The sequence below is a fragment of the Peterkaempfera griseoplana genome (assembly GCF_001418575.1).
In the GTDB taxonomy this organism is placed as follows: Bacteria; Actinomycetota; Actinomycetes; order Streptomycetales; family Streptomycetaceae; genus Peterkaempfera; species Peterkaempfera griseoplana.
In genome coordinates this window covers 1-23,826 of the sequence record NZ_LIQR01000226.1, presented here as the reverse complement: position 1 = coordinate 23,826, position 23,826 = coordinate 1, and the positions used below count along the sequence as shown (strand labels likewise).

16 protein-coding genes and 1 pseudogene are annotated in these 23,826 nt (G+C 72.1%); 6 read left to right on the top strand and 11 right to left on the bottom strand.

Going from position 1 to position 23,826, the window contains the following annotated elements; all coding sequences use genetic code 11:
* Nucleotides 1-350, bottom strand: a 350-nt coding sequence (locus AOK09_RS17830) for a MarR family winged helix-turn-helix transcriptional regulator (protein WP_055588200.1), incomplete at its 3' end; no start/stop codon positions are given.
* Nucleotides 351-444: 94 nt separating this feature from the next.
* Here AOK09_RS17830 and AOK09_RS17825 point away from each other — a divergent pair.
* Nucleotides 445-1,560: an epoxide hydrolase family protein gene (locus AOK09_RS17825; protein WP_055588199.1), complete on the top strand. Its 1,116-nt coding sequence runs from the start codon at nucleotides 445-447 to the stop codon at nucleotides 1,558-1,560.
* A gap of 71 nt (nucleotides 1,561-1,631) precedes the next feature.
* Here the strand turns inward: AOK09_RS17825 and AOK09_RS17820 are convergent, their stop codons facing one another.
* Together AOK09_RS17820 and AOK09_RS17815 are read right to left on the bottom strand one after the other, a co-directional pair.
* Nucleotides 1,632-2,738, bottom strand: a complete 1,107-nt coding sequence (locus AOK09_RS17820; RefSeq protein WP_217698445.1) for a sensor histidine kinase — start codon at nucleotides 2,736-2,738, stop codon at nucleotides 1,632-1,634.
* On the bottom strand, nucleotides 2,731-3,426 hold the full coding sequence (locus tag AOK09_RS17815; RefSeq protein ID WP_055588197.1) for a response regulator transcription factor: 696 nt from the start codon (nucleotides 3,424-3,426) through the stop codon (nucleotides 2,731-2,733). Before AOK09_RS17815 ends, AOK09_RS17820 begins: the two co-directional genes overlap by 8 nt.
* Nucleotides 3,427-3,863: 437 nt before the next feature.
* Between AOK09_RS17815 and AOK09_RS17810 the strand changes: the two genes are divergently transcribed.
* The gene (locus tag AOK09_RS17810; RefSeq protein WP_079063169.1) at nucleotides 3,864-4,982 is read left to right on the top strand and encodes an endonuclease/exonuclease/phosphatase family protein; all 1,119 of its coding nucleotides are present in this window, start codon (nucleotides 3,864-3,866) and stop codon (nucleotides 4,980-4,982) included.
* A gap of 530 nt (nucleotides 4,983-5,512) precedes the next feature.
* On the opposite strand, the gene AOK09_RS17805 is transcribed toward AOK09_RS17810, so the two are convergent.
* A complete protein-coding gene (locus AOK09_RS17805; RefSeq protein WP_055588196.1) occupies nucleotides 5,513-6,151 on the bottom strand; it encodes a maleylpyruvate isomerase N-terminal domain-containing protein in 639 nt (212 codons plus the stop codon).
* Nucleotides 6,152-6,302: 151 nt separating this feature from the next.
* On the opposite strand from AOK09_RS17805, the gene AOK09_RS17800 reads away from it, so the two are divergent.
* On the top strand, nucleotides 6,303-6,734 hold the full coding sequence (locus AOK09_RS17800) for a hypothetical protein (RefSeq protein WP_055588195.1): 432 nt from the start codon (nucleotides 6,303-6,305) through the stop codon (nucleotides 6,732-6,734).
* A 566-nt stretch (nucleotides 6,735-7,300) separates the two neighbouring features.
* Entirely contained in the window at nucleotides 7,301-9,490 is a 2,190-nt protein-coding gene (gene katG / locus AOK09_RS17795) for a catalase/peroxidase HPI (protein WP_055588194.1), read from the top strand.
* 328 nt (nucleotides 9,491-9,818) lie between these two features.
* Here katG and AOK09_RS42200 read toward each other — a convergent pair.
* From AOK09_RS42200 to AOK09_RS17775, 4 genes and pseudogenes are all read right to left on the bottom strand, one after another.
* A pseudogene (locus AOK09_RS42200) lies at nucleotides 9,819-10,100 on the bottom strand (hypothetical protein); the annotation flags it as partial.
* 548 nt (nucleotides 10,101-10,648) lie between these two features.
* Nucleotides 10,649-11,062, bottom strand: a complete 414-nt coding sequence (locus AOK09_RS17785) for a hypothetical protein (protein ID WP_055588202.1) — start codon at nucleotides 11,060-11,062, stop codon at nucleotides 10,649-10,651.
* A 31-nt stretch (nucleotides 11,063-11,093) separates the two neighbouring features.
* The gene (locus AOK09_RS17780) at nucleotides 11,094-15,617 is read right to left on the bottom strand and encodes a polymorphic toxin type 27 domain-containing protein (RefSeq protein WP_055588192.1); all 4,524 of its coding nucleotides are present in this window, start codon (nucleotides 15,615-15,617) and stop codon (nucleotides 11,094-11,096) included.
* Nucleotides 15,618-15,712: 95 nt separating this feature from the next.
* Complete coding sequence (locus AOK09_RS17775) at nucleotides 15,713-16,606, bottom strand: FG-GAP repeat domain-containing protein (protein ID WP_157875931.1); 894 nt, start codon at nucleotides 16,604-16,606, stop codon at nucleotides 15,713-15,715.
* An 852-nt stretch (nucleotides 16,607-17,458) separates the two neighbouring features.
* Between AOK09_RS17775 and AOK09_RS17770 the strand changes: the two genes are divergently transcribed.
* Nucleotides 17,459-17,668 (top strand): DUF4177 domain-containing protein, encoded by a 210-nt coding sequence (locus AOK09_RS17770; protein WP_055588190.1) that lies wholly within the window; start codon nucleotides 17,459-17,461, stop codon nucleotides 17,666-17,668.
* Nucleotides 17,669-18,238: 570 nt separating this feature from the next.
* On the opposite strand, the gene AOK09_RS17765 is transcribed toward AOK09_RS17770, so the two are convergent.
* Together AOK09_RS17765 and AOK09_RS17760 are read right to left on the bottom strand one after the other, a co-directional pair.
* Nucleotides 18,239-19,324, bottom strand: a complete 1,086-nt coding sequence (locus tag AOK09_RS17765; RefSeq protein WP_055588201.1) for a protein kinase family protein — start codon at nucleotides 19,322-19,324, stop codon at nucleotides 18,239-18,241.
* A 336-nt stretch (nucleotides 19,325-19,660) separates the two neighbouring features.
* Complete coding sequence (locus AOK09_RS17760) at nucleotides 19,661-20,515, bottom strand: alpha/beta fold hydrolase (protein WP_055588189.1); 855 nt, start codon at nucleotides 20,513-20,515, stop codon at nucleotides 19,661-19,663.
* A gap of 75 nt (nucleotides 20,516-20,590) precedes the next feature.
* Between AOK09_RS17760 and AOK09_RS17755 the strand changes: the two genes are divergently transcribed.
* The gene (locus tag AOK09_RS17755) at nucleotides 20,591-21,508 is read left to right on the top strand and encodes an AraC family transcriptional regulator (RefSeq protein WP_079063165.1); all 918 of its coding nucleotides are present in this window, start codon (nucleotides 20,591-20,593) and stop codon (nucleotides 21,506-21,508) included.
* A gap of 226 nt (nucleotides 21,509-21,734) precedes the next feature.
* Here the strand turns inward: AOK09_RS17755 and AOK09_RS17750 are convergent.
* The coding region (locus tag AOK09_RS17750) for an RHS repeat-associated core domain-containing protein (protein ID WP_169797039.1) at nucleotides 21,735-23,826 on the bottom strand (2,092 nt) is incomplete at its 5' end.

Here is a 23,826-nt window from a genome sequence, read left to right as displayed (position 1 = left end):
CTCACCCCCGCCGGGCGCTCCAGGCGGGAGCGCCCGGCGGGGGTGAGGGTGATGACGTTGCGGCGGCGGTCGGCGGGGTCGGGTTCGCGGCGGATGCACTCGGCGTCGGCGAGCGCGTTGAGGACGGCCACCATGTCGCTGCGGTAGATGCCGGTGCGGCGGCTGAGCCCGGCCTGGCTGGTGGCGCCGGTCTCGGCGAGCGTGACCAGTACGGCGAAGTGCCACTTGTGGGCGCCCTCGGCGGCCAGGCGCTCACCGACGAGCCGGTCGGCGACGGCCGCGGCCCCGGCGAGCAGCCGGCTGGGGATGGCGTGCAGCCGGGCCGGGGTGGTTTCGGGGGTCGGGCTCATGGAGTTCTCCACCTCTTGTGTTTGTGCCACTAACAGTCTACCTTCGTTAGTGACACAAACGTTCATGCCACTAACGACTCAGGAGTGAAGAACCGTGATCAAGCCGTTCCGCATCCACATCCCCCAGGCCGACCTCGACGACCTGACCGACCGCCTGGCCCGCACCCGCTGGCCCAACGAGGTCGACGGCGCCGAGTGGGACTACGGCTTCCCGCTGGCGCGACTGAAGGAGCTCGCCGAGTACTGGCGCACCGGCTACGACTGGCGTGCCCACGAGGCCCGGCTCAACGAACTGCCGCACTTCACCACCGAGATCGACGGCCAGAACATCCACTTCGTCCATGTCCGGTCCGCCAACCCGGACGCGCTCGCGCTGATCCTCACCCACGGGTGGCCCGGCTCGTTCCTGGAGTTCCTCGATGTGATCGAGCCGCTGTCACGCGACTTCCACCTGGTCATTCCGTCCATCCCCGGCTACGGCTTCTCGGGGCCGACCCACCAGCGCGGCTGGGACATCGGCCATGTCGCTCAGGCCTGGGCCGAGCTGATGCACCGGCTCGGGTACGAGCGCTACGGCGCGCAGGGCGGCGACTTCGGCTCGGGCATCTCCCTGGCGCTCGGCGCGGTGGCGCCCGAACAGGTCGTCGGAGTCCACGTCAACTACCTGCCGACCCGACCGGACCCGGAGGCCCCCGTCGAGCTGTCCGCGACGGACGAGGCCCGGCTGGACAGGATCCGGCACCTGATGGTGAACCGCCCGCCGTACCAGGCTCTGCAGGCCACCGCCCCCCAGACCATCGGCTACGCCCTGACCGACTCGCCGGTCGGCCAGCTGGCCTGGATCGCCGAGCGCTTCGCCCAGTGGACCGACCCGCGCTCACCGATCAGCGACGACCGGATGCTCACCGACATCTCGCTGTACTGGCTGACCGCCACCGCCGCATCCTCCGCGCGGCTGCACCGGGAGGCACCGCGGCGGATCGAGCCGTGCCCGGTGCCGCTGGGTGTGGCGGTGTTCCCGCGCGACATCACCCAGGCGGTGCGACCGCTGGTCGAGCGGCTGTACGACGTCCGGCACTGGTCGGAGTTCGAGCGCGGCGGCCACTTCGCCGCGATGGAGGTCCCCGACCTGCTCGCCCAGGACGTCAGGGACTTCTTCCACGCCTGCACCGCGCACGACCAGGAGACACCGGCGCTGTCCCGTCACTGATCACCCACCGCCGCGCCGGGGGCCGGCCCGGTGACGCGTCCGGCGGGAGCGGCGGCGCACTGGTCCCCCGGTCAGCCGGGGTCCGTGGCCACGCCGGGGAGTTCCACCGAGACCCGGAGGCCGCCCGCGGCGCGCGGGGTCAGGGCGAGCGTTCCGTCATGGGCCCGGGTGATGGAGTCGACGATGGCCAGGCCGAGACCGATGCCCGCGTGGCCGGTGCGTACGCGCTGGGTGCCGCGCTGGAACGGCTCGGTGAGCGTCGAGGCGAGCTGCGGGGAGATGGCCTCGCCGGTGTTCTCGACGGTGAGCACCACACTGCCGGGATGCACGGCCGTCCTCACCCACACCATGCCCTGCTCCGGCAGATTGTGGACGATCGCGTTCTGCACGAGGTTGGTGGTCAGCTGCAGCAGGAGCGCCTGAGATCCGGTCGTGAGGGCGATGTCGCCGGAGGTCTCCACGGTGACGTCGTGCTCCTCCGCGAGGGGGAGGAGCGTCTCGGTGGCCTCCTCCGCCAGGAGCGACAGGTCGACCGCCTCCCGGCTGAAGGACCGCTGGTTGGCACGGCTGAGCAGCAGCAGCGCCTCGGTGAGGTCGATCGCCCGGGTGTTGACCGCGTGGAGGCGGTCGAAGACCTCGCCGGCGTCGCGGTCCGGATCGGCGCGGGCCACGTCGATCAGCGCCTTGGAGACCGCCAGCGGGGTGCGCAGCTCATGGGAGGCGTTGGCCGCGAACCTCTGCTGCTCGTCGACGTGTGCCTCGAGCCTCGCGAGCATGGCGTCGAAGGCGTCGGCGAGTTCGCGGAACTCGTCCCTGCGGCCCGGCAGCCTGATCCGGTGGGACAGTGATCCTGCCGCGGCCGCGCGGGTGGCGGCCGTGATGCGGGTCAGCGGTGCGAGCATCCGGCCGGCCAGGACCCACCCTCCCCAGAGACCGAGGACCAGCAGGAACGCCAGCACCGCGGCCGCCCTCGGAGCGAAGACGCGCAGCAGATTGGACCGGACGGGAAAAACCCCACTGAGGGGGGTGCCGGAGGTGACGATGAGCGCACGGTCGGGAACGTAACGCAGGAGGAACAGCCAGACCGCCCCGAGCAGCAGGGCGCCTGCGAGCATCAGGAATCCGGCATAGCTGAGGGTGAGTCGGAGGCGCACACTCAACCCGGGCGCCCTATCCACGCTCTCCGCCCTCGCGCCCGGCGTCCGGCGCCGCGTCGATGCAGTAGCCGGCGCCCGGCACGGTGGCGATGACCCAGGGTTCGCCGAGCCGCTTGCGCAGGGCGGAGACGGTGATGCGCACCGCGTTGGTGAACGGGTCGGCGTTCTCGTCCCAGGCGCGTTCCAGGAGCTCCTCGGCGCTGACCACCCCGCCCTCGGCGGCGACCAGGACCTCCAGCACCGCGAACTGCTTCCTGGTCAGCGCGACATAGCGGCCCTCCCGGTGGACCTCTCTGCGGAAGGGGTCCAGCCGCAGGCCGGCGATCTCCCGTACGGGAGGCCTGCTGTGGGCACGTCTGCGGTCGAGTGCCCTCAGCCGGAGCGCGAGTTCCCTGAGTTCGAAAGGCTTGGTGAGGTAGTCGTCGGCGCCGAGCCCGAATCCGGTGGCCTTGTCGTCGAGGCGGTCGGCCGCGGTGAGCATCAGGATCGGCATGCCGCTTCCGGAGGCGACGATGTGTTGGGCGACCTCGTCCCCGGAAGGGCCGGGGATGTCACGGTCGAGGACCGCGATGTCATAGCTGTTGACGCTCAGCAGTTCCAGCGCGGTGTCGCCGTCCCCTGCGATATCGCCCGCGATCGCTTCCAGGCGCAGGCCGTCGCGGATGGCTTCTGCCAAATAGGGTTCGTCCTCGACAATCAACACGCGCATGCATTTGATGCTACAAGCCGGAACATATCGTCGGCGTATCCAAAAACCCATACATCCCGGCAACACCACGTGGCCTTGACTGGGGGCATGCATCGCCCCGCACCATTCGTACGGACGACGTCCCCTCCGGTTCGCCGGCCCGCTGCCGCCGGACCGACGCCCGCCGGGGCGGTGAACGTCGCAGCCCGGCCCGCCGCCGGGCGGCCTCCCGGCGGCTGTGGGGAGCCACGGACGGCCCCGGACGGGCCGAGGCCGCCGCACGGCCGGCCGGGCTCGGTGGCGCTTGGCCGAGCGCGGCCCTCCCACCACGGCGCAGCCCGGCCCCACCGATCGCGGGGCGAAGCGAACGACGGCGGCTGCCCGAGTGCACGGGCAGGGGCCGCCGCGGCCCAGGACCAGAGGACGCAGCAGTGACCGGCAGCGAGCGAGGACGGACGATGACGCAGGTGGACTCGGCGCAGGCCGGACAGGGCGACGCCCCCTCGCCGGAGCCCGCCCCCGGCACCGAACGCCCGGGCATCCGCCGGTACACCGGCGCCGGGACCTGGCGCGCGCGGCTGCGCCGGGCGGTACGTGTCACCACCCGGCCGGGCCCCTGGAAGCGCGGCCCGGTGCTCGCGGCGCTGGCGCTGCTGCTGGGCCTGCTGATGTCGCTGCACGCGGAGATCCCGAACCGGCTCTGGAACCTCGGCAGTCTGGTCGAGACCTTCCTGCCGTGGTTCGGCCTGTTCGTCCCGGTGCTGCTCGCCCTGGCACTCCGGCGCCGCTCCGCCTCCGCGGTGGCCGCGCTGCTGCTGCCCGCCGTGGTGTGGCTCGACCTCTTCGGCGGGCTGCTCGGCGACAGGTCCCACCCGGGCGGCGACCTCACCGTGGCCGAGCACAACGTCGGCGCCGGCAACCACGACCCGGCCGGCACAGCCCGCGACCTGGCCGCCTCCGGAGCGGACGTGCTCGCCCTGGTGGAGCTGACCGAGCAGGCCCGGGGCACATACGAGAAGGCGCTGGTGAAGGCCTACCCGTACCACACGGTGCAGGGCACGGTCGGGCTGTGGAGCAGGCTGCCGCTGTCGGACACCCGGCCGGTCGACATCGGGATGGACTACGGGCCGCTGGCCGCCACCAAGCCGGCCGCCGTGAAGCTGGCCTACAACCGGGCGCTGCGCACCACCGTGACCACGGACCGGGGCCCGCTGACGGTGTATGTGGCCCACCTCGGGTCCGCCCGGGTGAATCCCAGGGCGGGCTTCTGGACGGTCTCCCGGGACAGGAACGCGCAGGCGCTCGGCGCGGCACTCGCCGCCGACCACAGCGAGCGGGTGGTGCTGCTCGGAGACCTGAACGGCACCACGGACGACCGCGCGTTCGCCGGCATCACCTCGCAGCTGCGCTCGGCCCAGGAGACGGCCGGGGACGGCTTCGGCTTCAGCTGGCCGGCGGGGTTCCCCATGGTGCGGATCGACCAGATCCTGGTCAGAGGGGTGGAGACGGACAGCTCATGGGTGCTGCCGGCCACCGGCAGCGACCACCTGCCGGTGGCGGCGCGGCTCAGCTGGTGACCAGCCGGTGCTCTTGGTGAACCCGGCCACGCCGTCGAGCGCCGCGACTCCGCGCTTCTCCCGCGAGCGGCCCGGGAGCCGGCCTCGGCAGCCGGTCCCGGAGCCGGGGCGGTGGCCCCGCGTAGGGATCATCCGGACCGAGCGGTCACCCGGGCCTCCCCGGCACCCCAGCGGCATCGGCGTACGCAGAGCAGAGTCCTGCCGCCTGGTCGCCGCGCTCATCGGCCCGACTCCGCCCAGCCCTCCGCCCTGGGTGGAGACCGTCCGGGTGGGCACCCCGACTGTGCCGTAGCAGCGCTCTGGACCCGTCACGCGGGCCTCTGGCCCATCCGGGCCCGCGTCACGGCCCGCGGCCGACCCGGCGCATCACCGGGGCGCGGCGGGGGCGTCCCTCGGGGTGAGGCGCGCCCGGGGTCGCCCGGCGCTGAGGCCGGGCCCCGCACGAGCCGCCCGGCGCCGGCGGATGCACAGGGACCGTGTTCCGCGGCGGGCCGGGCCCGGGCCGGTTTCGGGTACGGGTGCAGACCAGGTCAGAGCGCGGAGATCGAGGCGGGTGCGCGTTCGGAACGGCTCAGCGCGCGCACCACCTCCACCGCGCCGTGCCGCCGTACGGCGATCCGGGACAGGATGTCCACGACCGTTTCGACGGCCTCCTGGGGGAACTCCGGTGTCGGTACCCCCACGCTGTGGGCGAGGTCGTCGGAGTGGACGACGAGTTCGAGCATCCGGCTGGTCACGAAGTCGTCCAGGCTGATCGACCAGGGGCCCCAACTGGGGCGGCGCACCGCCCGGTCCGGCGCGGCCGGAAGGCTGTCGCGCAGCCGCGCCACACACGCCGCGACCCGTGCGGCCAGATCCGCAGCTCCGCCGGCCGCCTCCTCCTCGCCGGCGGACCGGATGGACCGGTTGAAAGGAGCGTCGAGGTCCGAGCCGATCCAGCTCACCCGGGCGTAGTACTGATGGATCGTCACCCTGGCCTCGGCGGGGACCTGCTCGGCCAGCATCGCGGGGACGAAGAAGACCTGCCCGGCCAAGTGCCCGGCCAGGCCCCGGACGCTGAGTTCGGCCAGTGCCGAGGGCTCGGTCCAACGGACTGCGACCTCCGGAGCGGCCAGCAGTCCTGCTGCCGACTCGGCCACGTCCAGATAGAGATCCCTGACGTGCGTCACCGCTCGTTCCTCCCGTGGGGTTGCATCCTGCCGCGTCAACGCCCCACCACTGCGGGGGAATTCCCCGCCCGGACGAGCTCCGGCGGCGGGACGGCCGCCGGCGTCCGGACGAGGGCGCCCGACTGTCACTGGCGTCCGGCAGGATCGCGGCATGGGCAACATCTACGACTACTACGCGGCCACCGACGACGCGGAGGCCCTGAGCGTCTTCGAGGACGGTTGCATCGACGACCCGTTCGGCACGGTCGGCCTCAAGGGTGCCGACCCCTGGCTGGTCCTGGTGACCGTCGCGGCACATCTGACGGGAGCGTCCGAGGAAGAGGTGGAGGCCGACCCGCGCTTCGGCGCGCTGCTGAGTGACCCTGAGCACGAGGGCCACTGGCTGGTCTCCCTCCCCGGCAGCCTCCGGGACGCGCTCGCCACGGCTGACGCCGGGCGCCTGCTGGAGGCCGCGTCCGCGTGGACGCGCACCGAGGACGGCGCCGGCCAGGATCCGGAGCTGCTGGCCGACTTCCTGGGGCGGCTGGCCGACCTCGCGCGCGACGCCGGGCGACGCGGCCTGTACTGCGGCATGTCCCTGTAGGCGGGGGCGGCCGGACGGCCTGCCGTACCCTCACCGCGTGGGCGCGAGCCGGCCGTCACCCGAAGTTGTGGGCCCGGTGGGTCACGGCGACGGCCGGGCCGGTCCACGGAGACCCTGCCCTGCACCTCGCTGGGCCGGTACCGCCGGCCTCCGGTCGGCCGGGGGCCGGAGCGTGCCGGCGGCCGTCATGACACGGGCCGCGGCGTACAGACGGCGGTTCACGGTCGGAGTAGTCAACATATGGTGCTTCTTTCGCGTCGGCGGCCGATGGCGATGACGGGACTTGCGGCCCTTTCTTCCGCCCCGGGAGCGGGGGTGGGGAATATCGCGGAGTCCGGACCCGGTGCGACTTCAGGCGAGTGCACCGCGTGTTTTCGTGGCGATGCGCGGTGCGGTGAGCGACCATGCAGTACGCAGACGCAGGATCGATCCTCGCGTCGTGCGTCGGGACGGGGTTCTCGCCGGCTGCCGGCCCCGACCTCCAAGTCGCGCGGCACCAGCAGAGCGGTCAACCCAGGAGCAGGCAGCCAGCAGAAGGAAAAACCGAGACAGAAAGAAGGACGGACGTGTCCGGCAGCGAAAGCGAGAACCCGGTAATCCCCTCTCCGGCCGCCACGCCGACCCGGCCCAGGACCAACCGGGACTGGTGGCCGAACCAGCTGGACCTCCAGGTTCTCCATCAGAACTGTCCCCGGTCCAATCCGATGGGCGATGGTTTCAACTACGCCGAGGAATTTGCCACCCTTGACCTCGAGGCGCTGAAGCAGGACATCTTCGAGGTGATGACGACGTCGCAGGACTGGTGGCCTGCCGACTACGGCCACTACGGGCCGCTGTTCATCCGGATGAGCTGGCACGCCGCGGGAACGTACCGCATCGCCGACGGCCGGGGCGGCGGCGGCGCGGGCGCCCAGCGTTTCGCCCCCCTCAACAGCTGGCCGGACAATGCGAGCCTGGACAAGGCGCGCCGGCTGCTCTGGCCGGTCAAGCAGAAGTACGGCCGGAAGCTCTCCTGGGCCGACCTGCTGATCTTCACCGGCAACTGCGCCATGGAGTCGATGGGATTCAAGACCTTCGGCTTCGGTTTCGGGCGGGAGGACATCTGGGAACCCGAGGAGATCTTCTGGGGACCCGAGGACACCTGGCTCGGGGACGAGCGCTACAGCGGCGAGAGGGAACTCGCCGGCCCGCTGGGCGCCGTGCAGATGGGACTGATCTACGTCAATCCGGAAGGGCCCAACGGCAATCCGGACCCGATCGCCGCCGCCAGGGACGTCCGCGAGACATTCAAGCGCATGGCCATGAACGACGAGGAGACGCTGGCGCTCATCGTGGGCGGCCATACCTTCGGCAAGTGTCACGGCGCGGTGGACCCCCGGTACATCGGCCCTGAGCCCGAGGCCAGCCCGGTGGAGCAGCAGGGCCTCGGCTGGAGGAACACAAGCGGCACCGGCAAGGGTGCCGACGCGCTCACCAGTGGGCTCGAGGGCGCCTGGACGACCGAGCCGACCAAGTGGGACAACGGGTACCTGGACAACCTCTTCGGGTACGAGTGGGAGCTGACGACCAGCCCCGCCGGTGCCAAGCAGTGGAAGCCCACGGATCCGGCGGCCGCGACCACCGTGCCCGACGCCCATGACCCGTCGAAGCGGCACGCCCCCATGATGCTCACCACGGACATCGGGCTGAAGATGGATCCGGTCTACGCGCCCATCGCCAAGCGCTTCCACGAGCACCCGGACGAGCTGGCGGAGGCGTTCGGCAAGGCGTGGTTCAAACTGCTGCACCGCGACATGGGACCCCGCTCGCGCTACCTCGGCCCCTGGGTCCCCGGCCCCCAGCTCTGGCAGGACCCCGTCCCCGAGGTCGATCATCCACTCGTCTCGGAGGAGGACGTCGCCGCGCTCAAGAGCAGGATCCTCGCCTCGGGACTGTCCGTCCCCCAACTGGTCACCACCGCCTGGGCGTCGGCGGCGAGCTTCCGCGGCACCGACAAGCGCGGCGGGGCCAACGGGGCCCGGATCCGGCTGGAACCGCAACGGAGCTGGGAGGTCAACAACCTGCCCGAGGTGACAGAGGTGGTGGAGACCCTCGACCGGATCCGGCAGGACTTCAACGGTTCGCAGACCGGCGGAACCAAGGTCTCGCTCGCCGACCTGATCGTGCTGGGCGGGTGCGCAGCCGTCGAGCAGGCCGCGAGGAACGCCGGGCACGACATCACCGTCCCGTTCGCACCGGGGCGCACGGACGCCTCGCAGGAGCAGACCGACGTGGAGTCGTTCGCCGTACTCGAACCCAAGGCCGACGGATTCCGCAACTACCTCCGGGCGGGAGAGAAGCTGTCGCCGGAGACCCTGCTGCTGGACCGCGCCAACCTGCTGACCCTGACCGTGACCGAGATGACGGTCCTGATCGGCGGCATGCGTGCCCTGAACACCGGCTTCGGGGGATCCGCCCACGGAGTCCTCACCCACCGGCCGGAGACGCTGACCAACGACTTCTTCGTCAACCTGCTCGACATGGGCACCGAGTGGAAGGCGTCGGCCACCGCTGACAATGTGTACGACGGCCGGGACCGTGCCACCGGGGAGGTCAAGTGGACCGCCACCGCCGTCGATCTCGTCTTCGGTTCGCACTCCCAGCTCCGGGCCGTCGCGGAGGTCTACGCGTCCCGGGACGCCGACGAGAAGTTCCTGCGTGACTTCGTGGCGGCCTGGGACAAGGTGATGAACCTCGATCGGTTCGATCTCGCCTGAGCCCGGGTGTCCCGGCCGGCCACCCCCGGCCGGCCGGGACCGTACGGGGATCCGGTCAGGCACGCCGTCGTCCGACGACGAGCTCACCGCTCGTAGCGGACGACCACGGGAACGGGCGACCGATGGACGCGGCCCCCGCTGACGGGGCCGGGCACGGCGCCGGCGAACCCGCCGTGTCCGTGGCGGGCCCCACGGCGCGCCGAAACCCCTCACACGGACGGACACTGGAGATCGGAGAGGCGGTACGGCATTCCCCACCACGAAGGAGTCCACCGCGAGGGACTCTCGCAGCCGACGCGGAGAGCGGCCCGGCGACCCCCCGCCGGGTGGCGAAGTTCCCGGAGACCTCGGGCACCTCGGCCTGGCCGCCGAGCCGCCCCTCGGTGCCGACTTCCCGGGCCACCCGGGTCACCTCGGAGGTGAAGAGCGACAGCTGGCCCGCCATGCCGTTGAAGACCGTGGCGATCTCGCCGAGCAGGCCCTGGCCGTCCTCCGGCAGCCTGGTTCCGAAGTCCCCGCCGCGGACGGCGGTCAGCCCGTCGAGCAGCAGGCGCAGCCCCTCCTCACCGACCGGGTCACGCCCGACCGGCCTGGTCGAGCGGCGGGACAGCCCGGTCCAGGAGTCGATCGCCGGGCTGCTGAAGGCAGCCGGGGGCACCGTGGACGAACTCGAACAGTACCTCGACCGGCTCCTCACCCACAGCAACTCCGACACCGACGACGACACCTGTCTGATCGGCGTCCGGCTGCGCTGATCAGGCGTCATGGTCCGTCCCCGTGCTGGGGGGATCCCCCGCGGAACGGGACCGGCTCGCCGGGGCCTGCCGTGCTCCTCCCGGTCGGCCCCGGTCCTGGGCGACTCGCACACGGCGACCTGGTCGAACTCTCGCCGCCGCGCGGGGCGTACTGGACGAAGGGGCGGCGGGGGCCGACGTGGACGGCGCCGTGATCGTCGGGACGACCGTGCGGCAGGCGACGCAGGACGAGCTGACCGTGTCGTCGCAGATCAGCCGGCGGCGGGCCATGGAGTGAAGTCCGCCGGCAGCGACCGCGGCTGGGGCGTCGTCCGACCGCACAGCCCCAGGGAGGTCGCGGACACGGAGATGCCCGGCGGACCTGACGTCCGCCGGGCACCCTGCGTACCGTGCCGACCCGGTGCTACCCGAGGGATCCCCACTGCGCGGGGAACTCGGGAGGCCACGGCCTGGAGAAGTCGAACAGCGACGACCGGCCGTCGGTGAAGGGGAACTCCGCCTCACGCCACGACGGCGGGCCGCCGACGACGAAGCCGTCGCCGTGCCGCTCCAGCATCCAGGTGAACCGTGCCGCGTCCTCGGTGAGGTCGTGGCGCCGGGCCAGCTCGGCGAACTCGTCCGCCGAAGCACGCCGGATGTGGAGTCCCTTGGCATAGATGGGCCTGAGCAGCATCAACTCGACGTGCCAGAAGCAGACCTCGACCCGGGTCGAGGTCCGGTCCACCTCGGTCGCGTCGCTGCGCAGCTGCAGCTGCCGGTGCGAGGGGTCGTACCGCGTGACGCGGAAGAGCCGCCCCTCCCGGATGAACTCGGCCATGGTGTGTTCCTGCACCGTGCTCTCCGTCTCGCTAGTCCGGGAGGGGCTCCGCGACGGGCGTCGGGAAGACCTCCTTGAGCACTCCGCCCTCGGTCCTCATCCAGGTGATCGACGACCAGGGACGCTTGCCGAACTTGATGGCCGACCGGATCTGGGTCATCTCCCACGCGGTCCCGAGCCCGCTGTTGATCTCGGCGACCGCCCGCCAGTCGCCGGGGGCCACCGACTCACCGAGCTTCAGCAGGACGGCCAGCGCCTCGTCGGCGCTCTTGGCCCCCTCGACGCCGTCCAGGGTAACCGTCAGTTTGATGGCGGGATTCCCCACCGCTGCGGTCACCGCGACCATCCAGATCGGACGCCCGTCACCGTTGACGAAGGGGGCCCCGAGCGCCGGGTTGTTGAGCGTGAACGCCTTGGAGCCGGCCTCCGTGATCTCTGCGGCCAGGGCGTCCGAGTAGGGGTTGATACCCAGGACGACATGGTCTCCGGCCTTGACGACATCGGTGATGCAGTCGTTGTGGACCAGGACCGGTTCCGCGCCCGCGTACACGTAGTACGTGTGGTCGGTGTCGACCTCGAAGTTGTACACATCGGTCGTTCCCGGGTGCCGGACGACCGCAAGGACCCGGTCGGTCCCGCCGGACTCGCTCCGGAGTCTGTCGCCCGGGCGCAGGTCCGCCGCGGTCGTCCAGCCCCGGCCCTCGGTCCAGAACCGGTGGCTGTCACTCGCGGAGACCGTGCCGCTGGCCGCGGTGATCTGCACCAGCGAGTCGACCGTACGGTGGAACAGGCGCGTGACACTCCGCAGCGTACGGACGCCGGTCTGCGGGTCGTCGGCCCAGACCCGGTCCCCGACCCTGACGTCCTCGATCCGCCGGGGGCCGTGCTCGGTGTCGACCAGGGTCCCGGCGGGGAAGCAGCGACCGGCCGCCAGCGCCTCGCCCGCGGCGTTCTCCAGACCGGCGATCGCCTCCGCGGGCAGCCCCGACCGGCCCAGCTGGAACAGGGCGTCGGTGAAGGCGGCCCGGGCGGTCATCCCGGCCCGCAGTGCCCGCGCATACCGGATGCCGCCGCTGATCGCCGGGGGGATGACGATGCTGCCGATGGCGGTGACGCAGTCGATGACCGAGCCGCCGCTCTGCCCGGAGATCTTGCGCCAGCAGCCGATGAAGTCCGCGACCAGCGCCAGGCCGAGGGACTTGAGGACGGACTCCGTCAGCGACAGGCCGTTGATGTGGGTGAGCTTCTTGTAGCGCACGTTCAGCGGCCCGCTGCCCAGGTAGTCGTACTGCAGCTTGACCGGGCAGTCGGCGATCTCGTGGCCCGCTTCGGGGCAGGTCTCCAGGAAGTAGTCCTGCGTGCCGTAGAGGTGGTACTCCAGGTTGATGTCGCAGCCGATGTCGCTGCCCGAGCCCGTGCCGGCGCAGACGTCGTCCAACGGCGTGATGTCGTACTTGGCGTCCTCGCTCGGCTGGCTCACCAGGTTGGCGATGCCTGTCGGGCCCGCTTCCGAGGCGCGGTCCGCCTCGCGTTGCCGGTCGGCGTCGCTCTCCGTCTGCGCGGCCGCCCGCTGGGCCTCGTCGGCGAGGTCGCCGGCGTGCGCCGCCGCCGCCTCCGCCGTGTCGGCGTCGGACTCGGCCTGGTCGGCGACCCCGCGGGCGGTCGCCGCGTCGTCCTCGGCCGCACTGGCGGCGCTGCGAGCCGAGGCCGCGTCCTGCTCCGCGGCGTCGGCCGAACTGCGGGCGTCGCCCGCGTAGCCGGCCGCCGCGTCGGAGGCGGATGCGGCAGCGGCCGCGTCGTCATTGGCCTGCTGGTCGTACGCGACCGTGTTGGCCTCGGCCTTCTGGGCGGCCGCTGCCGCCGCGGCGGCCTGCGCGGCGGAGGCGCGGGCCTGAGCGAGCGAGGCCTGGGCCCTGGCCGCGGAGTCTGCAGCCGCGGCGGCAGCGGTGGCGGCGGCCTTGGCGTCGGCGTCGGCGGCGGCCGCGAGCGCGGCGGCCTCGGCGGAGGCCTTGGCTGCCTGGTCGGCCTTGGCCTGGGCCACGGCGGCCTGCTGCTCGGCCGCGGTCTTGGCGGCCTGGCCGGTGAGGACGGCCAAGCCCGCGGAGGCGTCGGTCTCCCGGTAGGGGGAGCCGAGTTCCACGGCGTCGTTGGCCGGCTGGATGACCTGCGCCGCGGAGTCACGGGCTGCGACTGCCGCCTGGGCCGTGGCGTAGGCGTAACCGGCGGTGCGGACGGCGTCCGCGTGCGCGGCGTCGGCCTCGTTGCGAGCGGAGGCGGCGTCGGCCCGGGCCTTGGTCGACTGCAGCTTGGCGTTGTCGGCGTCGATCTGGGCTTGGTGGACGTTGGCCGCCGCGGCCTCGGAGGCGGCGATCGCGTCGGCCGCGGCCGCGTGGGCCTTCTTCACCGCGGCCTCGGTGATCGCCACGTCCCGTTGCGCGGCGTCGGAGGCGGCCTTGGCCCGGGAGGCGTCCGCCTCGGCCCGGGTCGCCGCCGCGTCGGCGGCCGACGCGGCGGCGGTGGCCGAGTCGGCGGCGGCGCGGGCGGCGGTCGCGGCGGCCGTCGCCTGGTCGGCTGCCGTACGGGCGGCCGTGGCGGCGGCCCTTGCGTCCGCGGCCGCGTCCGTGCCCTCCACGGCGGCGGCGCGCGCCTCCAGCGCGGCGGCCTTGGCCGTGAGGACGTCGCGGTTGCTCTCGGCTTCCAGGGCGTTGTCGCGTGCGGTGGTGGCTGTGCGTTCGGCCGCCAGCGCCGCGTCCTTCTTCTCGGCGGCGGTGGCGCCCGCACTCCGGGCGGTGCTCAGTGCGGCGGCGGCCGTCTGCCGCTGCGCCTGCGCCGTGGCGTCCGAGGCAGCCGCCTTGGCCCGCTCGGAGGCGGCGGTCTCCTTCTCGGCCTTGGCCTTGTCCCGTTCGGCCTCGGCGGTCGCCCGCTTGGCCCTGGCGTCGGCCGCGGCATCCTTGGCGGTCTGCTCCGCCGCCTCGGCCTTGGCCTGTGCGGTCTTGGCCTTGGTGGCGTTGGCCGCGGCTGCGGCGGCCTGCTGGGCTGCGCCGTCGGCCGCCGCCTTGGCCTGTGCGGCGGCCTCCTCGGCTGCTGCGCGACGGAACTCGGCCTTGGTGGCGTGGGCCTGGGTGTCGGCCAGTGCCATCAGGGTTTTGCTGTCGGCGGCCGAGGCGCGGGTGGCGTTCGCCGCGGTCTCGGTGGCCTTGGAGGCCGCGAGTGCGGCCGCAGCCGACGCCTTGGTGACCTGGGCCGCCTGCTGGGCGGCGAGCAGACCCCGGCCGCGGGGCAGCCCGGCTGCGTCCGCCACGGCGTAGGCCGCGGTCTGAGCAGCTGTGGCCTTGTCGGCCTGGGCCTGCGCGGACAGGGCCGCCCGGGAGGCGACCAGCAGTCGCCCGGCTGCGCGGGCCTGGGCCTGGGCGATGCGGGTCTTGACCGAGTCGAACTCGGACTGTGCGGGGTAGTCGAGTCCGGCACTGGCGGGGGTCTGCTTGAGCCAGTACGCCTGCCACTCGGTCAGCCGGCCGGCTATCAGCGACTGTCCCAGGGCCTCACCCATGGCCTGCGAGGCGACGACCAGGTCGGCGTTGGCCTGGGCCTCGGCCGCCAGGATGGTGTTCCGCTGGGCGGCCTGGCCGGAGATCTCGGCCTGCCACTCGGTGGAGGCCGTCTCGACCTCGGCGGACAGGACGTTGTGCGGGTCGACGGGGTTGGTGCTGTCGCAGGAGGCGAAGCGGGCCTTGAGCGCCTCGACGTCGAGCCGGAACTCCATGCTGTCGGCGGCGGGGGCGGTGCTGGGGAAGCCGCCGTTCTGCAGGAAGATCCGGGCGTCGTCCGCATAGAGCGGGTGCATGAAGTCGACGTCCCACCGCCACGCGCTCCAGGCCGCGTAGGCGTACTGGAACGACGCGTTGTCGGGGAAGTCCACCCTCTGGGGTTCCGGGTAGAGGGAGTTGCCCAGGGCTTTCTCCGCCTGGGCTGACTCCTTCCCCGCCAGCGGGGTCAGGTCGGCGTAGAAGTCGTCCTCGGCGTTCCAGAACTGGTCGGAGATCCAGCTGGAGAGGCCGGTCTGCTCGAAGATGTCGGGATCGCGGGGAGCCCAGGTGAAGCCCGTCTGGGAGTAGCCGGGGGGCGGCGTCTTGACGGAGAGCTGGCTGTCCCAGACGTTGTCACGGGCGGCCAGCTCGTCCATCTTGGCCTCGGACGCCGCGCGGTCCTGGTCGAACGCCACAGAGAGGGGTGTGCTGGTCCAGTAGTCCTCGTCGGCGGCCGCGAGCAGGTCGGACTCGGCGCCGGCGAAGCCGTCGCGGGCGACCGCCTTCATGGCGGGGCCACCCTTGCGCAGCACCAGTCCCAGGCGGCACTGGGCCTCGCGCAGTGAGGCGGCCGCCGCGGGGTCGAAAGCGACCGTTTCACCGGTCGTGGTGGCTGCCACCGGCGGGAGAGCCGGGGCGTTGACGCCCGACATGGTCACCGCGGCGGCGGTGACCAGGGCGGTGGTTGCCAGCAGTCGTGAGAGGGCGCCGCGTGTCCGGCGACGGCGTGGTGGGGCATTGGTGCGCATGCGTGGGTACGACCCGATCTGTGAAGCGCGGCGCCAGGCCGGCCGGCGCGCGAGGGCATGGGGCGGAGCAGGTGCACGTCCGTGTCGACGGGCCGTCAGAAGAGCGTGGTGTAGCCGTTCCAGCCGGTGGTACCGATCTGGACCCTGGTGGCGTACGGGGCCGCGGCGCTGCCAGTGCCCTTGTAGAGCCACAGGGCGCCCGCGGTGTCACGGGCGATCAGGTCGCACTTGCCGTCGCCGTTGTTGTCGCCGGTGGACACCAGGGCGTTGTAGATGTTCCAGCCGGCACCGATCCTGGTCCGGGTGCCGAAGGGGGCCGTGGCGTTGCCGGTGCCGGGGTAGAGCCACAGGACGCCGGTGCTGTCGCGGGCCACCACATCGGCCTTGCCGTCGCCGGTGAGGTCGCCCTTGCCGGCGATCTGGTCCATGGTGTCCCATGCGTTGCCGACCTTGACCCGGGGCGCCAGGACGCCGTCGGCCCCGCCCTGGTAGAGGTAGAGGTCGCCGGCGGAGTCCCGGCCGAGCAGGTCGGGGTAGGCGGTACCGCCGAGGTCTCCCGGGGCGATGAGCAGGTTGTAGATGTCCCACCCGCCGCCGATGAGCCTGGTGTCGCCGCCCCGGTCGGCGGTGTACCAGAGGCTGCCGTTCAGGCGGAAGTAGAAGTCGACGCTCCTGCCGTTGGCGGGAGCGTCGGTCTGCACCATGGCGGTGACATTGACCGCGGCGGCGCCCATGTCCACCTTGGGCTTGACGCCCCCGGAGCCCGAGGGTTCGTAGTCGAAGAGGTGCCCGGCGGAGTTGATGCCGAACAGGGGGAAAGTCTGAGTGCCGGTCACCGCGGCGGCGTTCGCAGTCGGCGTGGCCGACCCGGCGTGCAGCCCGGCGAGCAGGGCGGCGAGCAGGGCGGCGAGCAACGCGGTCAGGGCCAGCCCCGCCGTTCGCCTGCCCGCCCGGCGAGCCGCGCGGCGGAGTGTGGTGTGTATGCGCACAGGGATTCCTCTTGAGAGGCCATGACGCACACGCCCCCGCGGGCACGGCGAAGCAGCCTCCCCCCAGGGCGCGCACGCCAGGCTGTTTGACCGTGGCATGGTGGACTCTAGACCTTGATATGAATGCGGGCACGACAATCAGGCACATCGAGGTGGCCGCATTCAGGCGGCCGAGAGCCCGGTTCGTTGTCGCCGAATTCGTTGCTTCACCGTGCCATGGCCTGGATGCAACACGGCATTTCCCCGGGGAACGCCCCGCGCGGGCGGTGGCGGGCGCCGCCCGGCGTCTTCAGCTCGTCCCACCAACCGGTCGATCGAGTAAAAACGGTCGAATGATCTCCTTTTGGATGCCGACCTGTTGTCCTCCCGGCAGGGCCTGGCGAACGCCCCGGAGTTCGAGCGGGTGCGGGTGTCCTCGGAGCCCTCCGTCCGCGGTTCCACAGCCGCCTCCGGACCGAGTCGGTCGAAGAAGATCCGCAGATCCGCAACGGGCCGCCACGGCGCGATCGTCGGAAGGCAGTCGTGGACGTCCCAGGTGCCCCCGCGCCGGGCGCAGGCGCGCAAACCTCCGCGGACACGGGGGAGCCAAGGGCGTCGGGAAAGGCCCGGCTCCAACTGCCTGTGGCTGATGGGCACCGGACGCCGTCGAAAGGCCGCGAATGCGCCGGCCTGTGCGGTTCTGGGAACGATGTCTGCGCCAGGCAGGCTGCGGCAGCAGTGCCCAGCGCCTTCCGCGCCCCGCAGATTCCGGGAATCCGGCGTTCGTGCCCGGACCGGGCTGGGCAGCAGCGTCAAACGGTGATTGGCTGGCCTCCGTCACCGTAACCGACTTCGCAGGAGAAGCGCGCAGAGATGAGTTCCACCTATGAGTACAAGGTCGTCACCTTCCGGGAGTCGCTGATCGGCGACGCGCTGGACAGCGACAAGCTGGAGAAGGTCCTCAACAAGCACGCCGAGGACGGCTGGGGTCTGAAGGCGATCACCTCTGCCGACGTCAAGGGCCGTATCGGGCCCGGCGCCGTCGAGGGGCTGCTGCTCACCTTCGAGCGGCCGCGTCAGTAACCGTCAGCGACGACGCCAGGCGGCGGACGGTCCCGGCACCTGTCCCTGACCGTCCGCCGCCACGGCTCGCCCCTCGCTGGCGCCCGCGAGCAGCCCGGACCGGGCCGGCCTGCCGTCCCTGAACCGAGCATGACGGTGACTCAGGCTGCCTCCCCGGTGCCGGTGTGGAGCGGTCCCTCAGACGTCGAGGCGGGACGTGGGGAGCAGGGTCCTCGCCGCGCTCAGCGCGGCCGCACGGCTGCCGCGTACGGGCTCCGCCATCACGCGTTCGCAGGTGGGGTGAGCGGAGCCAGGGCCCGTTCGACGGCGGGGCCAGGTGCCTTCCCGTTTCGCGGGCGATCGCTGTGTTGCCCGGCCCCCCGGACGGCCTGCGCACGAGCCGCGCCCGCAGGCGGTCAACGGTGCGGGGTGCTGTGGCCGTAGCCGCTCTCTCGGCCGGTGCCGTCCGGCGGCGGTGAGGCCGTTCGGGCTCGCGGTGGCTACGGGCAAGGCAGCAGGCCGTTCGGCAGGAGCGGATCAGGGCGCCCGAAGCATCCTGCATCCAGCCCGACTGCGGGCGGCCCAGGTCCGTCAGAGGATGAACGGGCTGTCCGGCTCGCAGATCCGGCGGAGCGCCTCCAGGGGATACGGGGTCAGCCTGCTCTCAAAACGGAACTCGCGGTAGTAGTCCGTCATCACTGCCGCGATCGGGGCGTGGCGGCTGAGGATCGCTGCGACCTGCGACGGAATTCCCGTCGGAGGTTCCCCTCGGGCGCAGGCGTGCACGAATGCGGTGCGCTCGTCCCCCTGGTACCCGTACAGGGCGGTGGTGAGCCACTGCACCAGGTGGGTGACGGTGTAGCAGCGGTCGTAGGTCCGGTGTTCGGCGAAGAATTCGGCCTCCTCCTCCGACAGGTCGAACCGGGAGGAGATCGCGAGGCCGTAGTCCGTGAAGAACAGGCGCTCGCCGTCGGTGAGGATGTTCTGGAAGTGGCCGTCGAAATGCAGGAGCCCGCGGGCGTTCATGAAAGAGGTGCCGGCCTCGAGTTCCCTCTCCACCATGGTGCATGCCCGCTCGGCCGTCCCGTCGTCGGCCTTGACCTGAACGTCCAGCCAGTCGTGCAGGTTCTGCGGGATGTACTCCAGGAACAGTGCGACGCTCGCCGAGGAGTCCCGCAGTGCCTCGATCCGCCGGCGCACCTGCGGTCCGCCTCCCCAGTAGGCGACAGCCTTCTCCACGTCGGCCAGTTGCTCGGGGAGCACCTGCCCCGGGTGCGGCAGCACCCGCCAGTGGTACATCAGGGGAAAGCCCTCATGGTCCTGTGCGAGCACCCAGTTGGTCGTCATGGTGTGCACGGCCAGCTCCCGCCAGGCCCCCCACCCCGGGCCTCCGGGAACCCCGAGGCCGGGATGGCAGAAGGTGGGCAGCCCGAAGAGGTTCGCCGTGGAGTGGACGTTCTCCGGCTGCCTCTCCAGAGCGGTCAGCGGCAGCCGCTTGACGAAGACCGGGGTTCCGCCGACCTTCAGCAGGGCCGAGGTCCCGCCGATGCCGGAACCCATCGGCGCAGCCGTCTCCACCAGGTCGCGCAGTTCGCGGTCACTGCACAGCGCCAGTGATGTGGAGACGGCACTGTAGGCCGCCAGACGCGCTGCACGCGACGCGTCGAAGCTCTCCACGGCCACCTCCACCAGGGCACCAACCTCTCCGACACATCCGGGCCGTTCCCGGGGCGCACACCCGCCATGCACAGCCCTGCGGTTCGCCCCCTGGTACGGGCGGAGGGCCCAGGAAGCGTTGGGGAACACGACTCCGAACTCTCCCTGCCCGCACTGTACGTGAGGACCGACGACAAGGCCGGGCGAACATGACGCCCCGGTGGACCGCCTCTGCTCAGCGGCCCGGATCCGGTCTGTCCGCCGGGGTCGAGACCCTTCCGCACAGTCCTCGATGCCCGCGAACACGCCCTTCAGACCCAGGGCCCGACCTCCGAGGGGCGTTCGGAGCCCGGCCACTCAGTCCACCCGTGCGGAGTGGACGGCGGTGAAGGCCAGCAGGGGCGTGGCGGTCCGCGGAGGGTCCTCGAGCAGGGGCGAGTGCCCGAGACCCGGCAGCAACTCGACCTCGGGGCCCGGCACGACGCGGTAGTCGGACGCCGATGAGGACCGCCATCTGCGGTCGTCCTCGCCGAAGATCACCAGGAGCGGCTTGCCCAGGCCCGCCAGCCGCTCCGGCAGCGCCCGCTGCTCCAGATAGGAGCGGGTGGCCCGCATGGTCGCGGTGAACGTGTGAGGGGTCATGGCACGTACCTCGTCCAGGATCTCCTGCGGGATCCGGTAGCCCGCGCGGCTGAAACCCGTGCTCGCCAGCTGCCGGAGCTGCTCGTCGGTCGGTGGCCACTGGGTGGGACCGGTCGCGGCGGACTCCGGGGCGATGAAGGCGTCCAGGCTGGGTCCGGTGTTGACGAGCGCGAGCGCGGTCACCAGGTCGGGCCGCTGTTCGGCGAGGGAGGTGGCGACCACGCCGCCGCTGGAGTGCCCGGCGACCACGGCGTGGCCGACGCCGAGCCGGTCGAGTACCGCGCCGGCCCGGCGTGCCTGGTCCGGGAGCGCGTAGCTGCGGTCGGCGGGTTTGTCCGACCGGCCGTGGCCGAGCAGGTCGATCCGGATCACCCGGTGCGACCCGGTCAGCAGGGGGACCATCGGGCTCCATGAACGGACCGAGGACGCGGATCCGTGGATGAGCAGGAGTGCGGGCGCGTCGCGGGGGCCGTCCTCGCACACATGGATGTCGCCGTCGTCCAGCGACAGGACGGAAGTGCGGGTGGCCTTGCCGCCGTCCGGGAACGAACCACCGTCAGAAACAGTCATGGGCCCACCCTGCCGCCGGTGCCCGCCGGTGGATTGGACGAATGTTCCCGCTTCCGGCGTACGTAGCATGGAACGATGCAGACCTTTGTGCACGGTCCGGCCGAGTGGGACGTCGAGTGCCCGCGACGGCCCAGCCGGGTGGCCGGTGTCACCATGGCCGGGTTCCGGGTGCACGACCTGGGGGCGCTCCGCATCGTCCCGCACCCGGCCGTGACGCTGCTTCTGGAGTTCGGCGCCGGTTCGCCGGTCCTCGACTGCGCCGCGGGGCGTCAGGAACGGGGATGCCTCGTCGCCGGGCCCGGACTCGGGTCGGCGGGCGCGGTCCGGGCGCGGGGGGAGAACGTCGAGTGTGTGCAGATACGCCTCTCCCCGGTGATAGCCCGCGCGGTGCTGGGCGTCCCACCCGCCGAACTCGCGGGCGCCGCCGTGTCGCTGGGAGACCTGTGGGGCCGGGAGGCGTCACGGATCCGCCAGCGACTGGGCGACGCCACGTCATGGAGCGAGCGCTTCGCACTGACGGAGGCGCTGCTCGCCCGCCGGCATCAGGCCCGGCCGCCGGTGGACCCGGAGGTGGCCTGGGCCTGGCAGCGGATCGCGGTCAGCCGTGGTCTGACCCGGGTCGACGCACTCGCGGCCGAACTCGGCTGGAGCCGCAAGCGGCTCTGGTCCCGGTTCCGGTCACAGCTCGGCCTGCCGCCCAAGCACGCGGTGAAGCTGGTCCGCTTCGACCATGCCGCCCACCGGCTCGTCGCGGGTGAGGGCGCGGCCAGGGTCGCCGCCGACACCGGGTACGCAGACCAGTCCCATCTGCACCGGGACGTCATGGCGTTCACCGGGGCCACCCCGGCGACCGTGGCCGGCGAGCCGTTTCTCGCGGTGGACGGCATCGCCTGGCCCAGCCATGGATCGAGCGCGCCCCTCACCCCTGCGGGGGCTCCGGCGCCTTCGCCGGCCGGGGGTGGGACGGCCGGCCGGGGTCGCGTCCGCGGCTGAGGCCCTCGGTGTCGTGGACGCCGCCCGCAGGCGGCCCTGCCGTCGGCGCACCCCCGTCCGCCGACGGCGGCCGGACGGCTCCCCGAGGCCGCGCACACACCGCAGCGCCCGGCTCGCAGGCGGCGCCCGGGGGCGGAGTCTGCGAGCCGGGCGCTGATCACGGCCGGGCGGCCCGGAGGTGCGGGGAGGCGTCCGAAGGCGCCTCCCCGCGTTCGCCGGGCGGGACCTAGGAGAGGACCGGGGCGTTCGGGTCCCAGTCGGGGACACGGGTGAGGTATCCGCCCCAGTACAGGTTCGCGTCCTGCTCGAAACTGTTGCCCAGGGCAGGGCTCGGGGCCATGTTGAGGACGAAGACCCGTCCGTCGTGGAGTCGCTGGTAGACAGGCCGATCGGAGAGATACGACTTGGCGCTCGCCTTGGCATAGGCCACCAGGTACGCCGTGACGGAGTGGTACTTCGCCCACTGCACGGAGTGCCTGGCCTCGTGGCCCAGCAGGTTCCTGCCGTACTTCTTCACATACGCCGGCCCATAGGCGGGATTGCTTCCGTCCGCGGCCTGCAGCTCGTCGTTGATCGACTGGTCGTACTGCAGGCGCGCCTGCAGCGACGCCTTGTCTCCCGGCCAGAAGAGCACATCGCCGACCGTCGAGGGCTGGTCGCCACCGGGCGAGCTTCCGTAGCAGATCACCTGGAGCTTGCCCCGCTCACAGCTCAGGTGCTCGTGTACGGCGTAGAGCTGGGCCGCGACGTTGGCGCCGTTGCGGTTGTTCGCCGCGTGGAACGGCTTGTCCTTCAGGAAGTCGCTCGGCTTCGACTTCTTACCGGTGCCGCCCTTGTGCGAGGCGGGGGCCTTTCCGGCCTTGTGGTGGGTGCTGCTGGGCGGGTCCGCCTTGCACCCGGTGTGGCACTTGGTGCCGTCTCCGTGGGTCTGGCCGTTCTTGGGGCAGTCCACGTCGAAGCCGCGGCCGCAGGCCAGCCCGTCGCCGCTCGGGTCGGACTGGGTGACGGGACTGTTGTCGGCGTAGGCGTAGCCGTTGAGCGACTGCGGGTCGTTGGTGTCGAGCTGGGGGTCGGCGGAGAGGAAGCGGCCGCTTGCGGGGTCGTAGTCGCGGTCCCCCAGGTGCGTCAGGCCGGTGCCGGGGTCGTTGGTGCCGCCGATGAAGCCCTTGTCGCCGGACCAGCTCGCCGGGAGGGCGCCGCGGGTGCCGCCGAAGGGAGTGGTGCGCTGCTCCTGCATGGTCAGATCGGCGCTGTTGACGTCCAGTTGGCCGGTGCCGAGGTGGTCGGCGATCAGGAAGGAGAGCTTGTTGTCGTCGGTGCGTACGGCCTGGTTGCCGGCGCCCAGGTCGTAGTAGCGGGTGGCGTGCGGGGTCGAGCCGGTGGCGAGGGTGACCTCGGTGGTGCCGAGGAAGAGGGTGGTGGAGCTGTCGGTGCGGGTGATCAGGCGGTTGCCGTCGGCGTCGTAGACGTAGGAGGTGGTCGCGGTGCCGCCGTGGCCGTTGTCCGCGGTCACCTGGGAGAGGCGGCCCTCGCTGTCCCAGAGGAAGGTCTGGTTGCCGCCTCCCACCGCCCGCGTCTTGGTGTTGCCGTCGGAGTCGTACGTGTAGGTGCTCTGCGAGGTGCCGCCGGGACCGGTGGTCTGCACCCCGGTGAGCGTGTGCGGCTGCGGGCCGCCGCTCGCCGGGTAGGTGTAGCTGCGGACCGTGTCCTGGCCGCTGTTCCCGGTCGGGGAGTGGTCGGTCTCGGACTTGCGGTCGCCGTCGGTGTCGTAGCCGAACGACTGCCAGTACGGCGCCGGGCCGCCCAGTACCGAGGCGGAGGGGGTGGCGGCGCACCCCGCACTGCCCTGCGCCCAGGCCTCGGTGAGCCGGCGCAGCGGGTCGTACTGGAAGCACTGGTCGTCGGTGCCGTCCCGGGAGACGTCGCTGACGGAGGTGATGTTGCCGGCCTGGTCGTAGCCGTAGGTGGCGGACTTGTCGGTGCCGGGGACGTCCTGGCGGTCGACCCGGGAGTTGGACAGCCGCCCGGTGCCCCACTCGTAGGTGTTGGTGACCTGGGTCGTCTTCCCGCCGGCCGCCTGGTAGGTGTACTGCAGCGGCTGGCCGGTGTTGCTGTAGGTGGTGCCGGTGATGTACGTCGCGCCACCCGAGCCGGACAGGGTGACCGGTCGCAGCACCTCGTCGTAGGTGGGGGTGACGGCCTCGGCGGTGAGGCTCCCGGCCGCAGGGTAGCCGATCGACTGGGTGGTGCCGTCCGCGTTGTACTGCACCGTGCTCTGGTAGGAGCCGGCCAGTGCGCCCTCGGCGGCGGGGATGGTG

Bases quoted from the DNA above. Each gene is read 5' to 3' on its own strand.
- AOK09_RS17810 (WP_079063169.1), top strand. From the start codon at position 3,864: ATGACGCAGGTGGACTCGGCGCAGGCCGGACAGGGCGACGCCCCCTCG.
- AOK09_RS17755 (WP_079063165.1), top strand. From the start codon at position 20,591: ATGCAGACCTTTGTGCACGGTCCGGCCGAGTGGGACGTCGAGTGCCCG.
- AOK09_RS17785 (WP_055588202.1), bottom strand. From the start codon at position 11,062: ATGGCCGAGTTCATCCGGGAGGGGCGGCTCTTCCGCGTCACGCGGTAC.
- AOK09_RS17815 (WP_055588197.1), bottom strand. From the start codon at position 3,426: ATGCGCGTGTTGATTGTCGAGGACGAACCCTATTTGGCAGAAGCCATC.
- AOK09_RS17760 (WP_055588189.1), bottom strand. From the start codon at position 20,515: ATGACTGTTTCTGACGGTGGTTCGTTCCCGGACGGCGGCAAGGCCACC.
- AOK09_RS17770 (WP_055588190.1), top strand. From the start codon at position 17,459: ATGAGTTCCACCTATGAGTACAAGGTCGTCACCTTCCGGGAGTCGCTG.
- AOK09_RS17800 (WP_055588195.1), top strand. From the start codon at position 6,303: ATGGGCAACATCTACGACTACTACGCGGCCACCGACGACGCGGAGGCC.
- AOK09_RS17780 (WP_055588192.1), bottom strand. From the start codon at position 15,617: ATGCGCACCAATGCCCCACCACGCCGTCGCCGGACACGCGGCGCCCTC.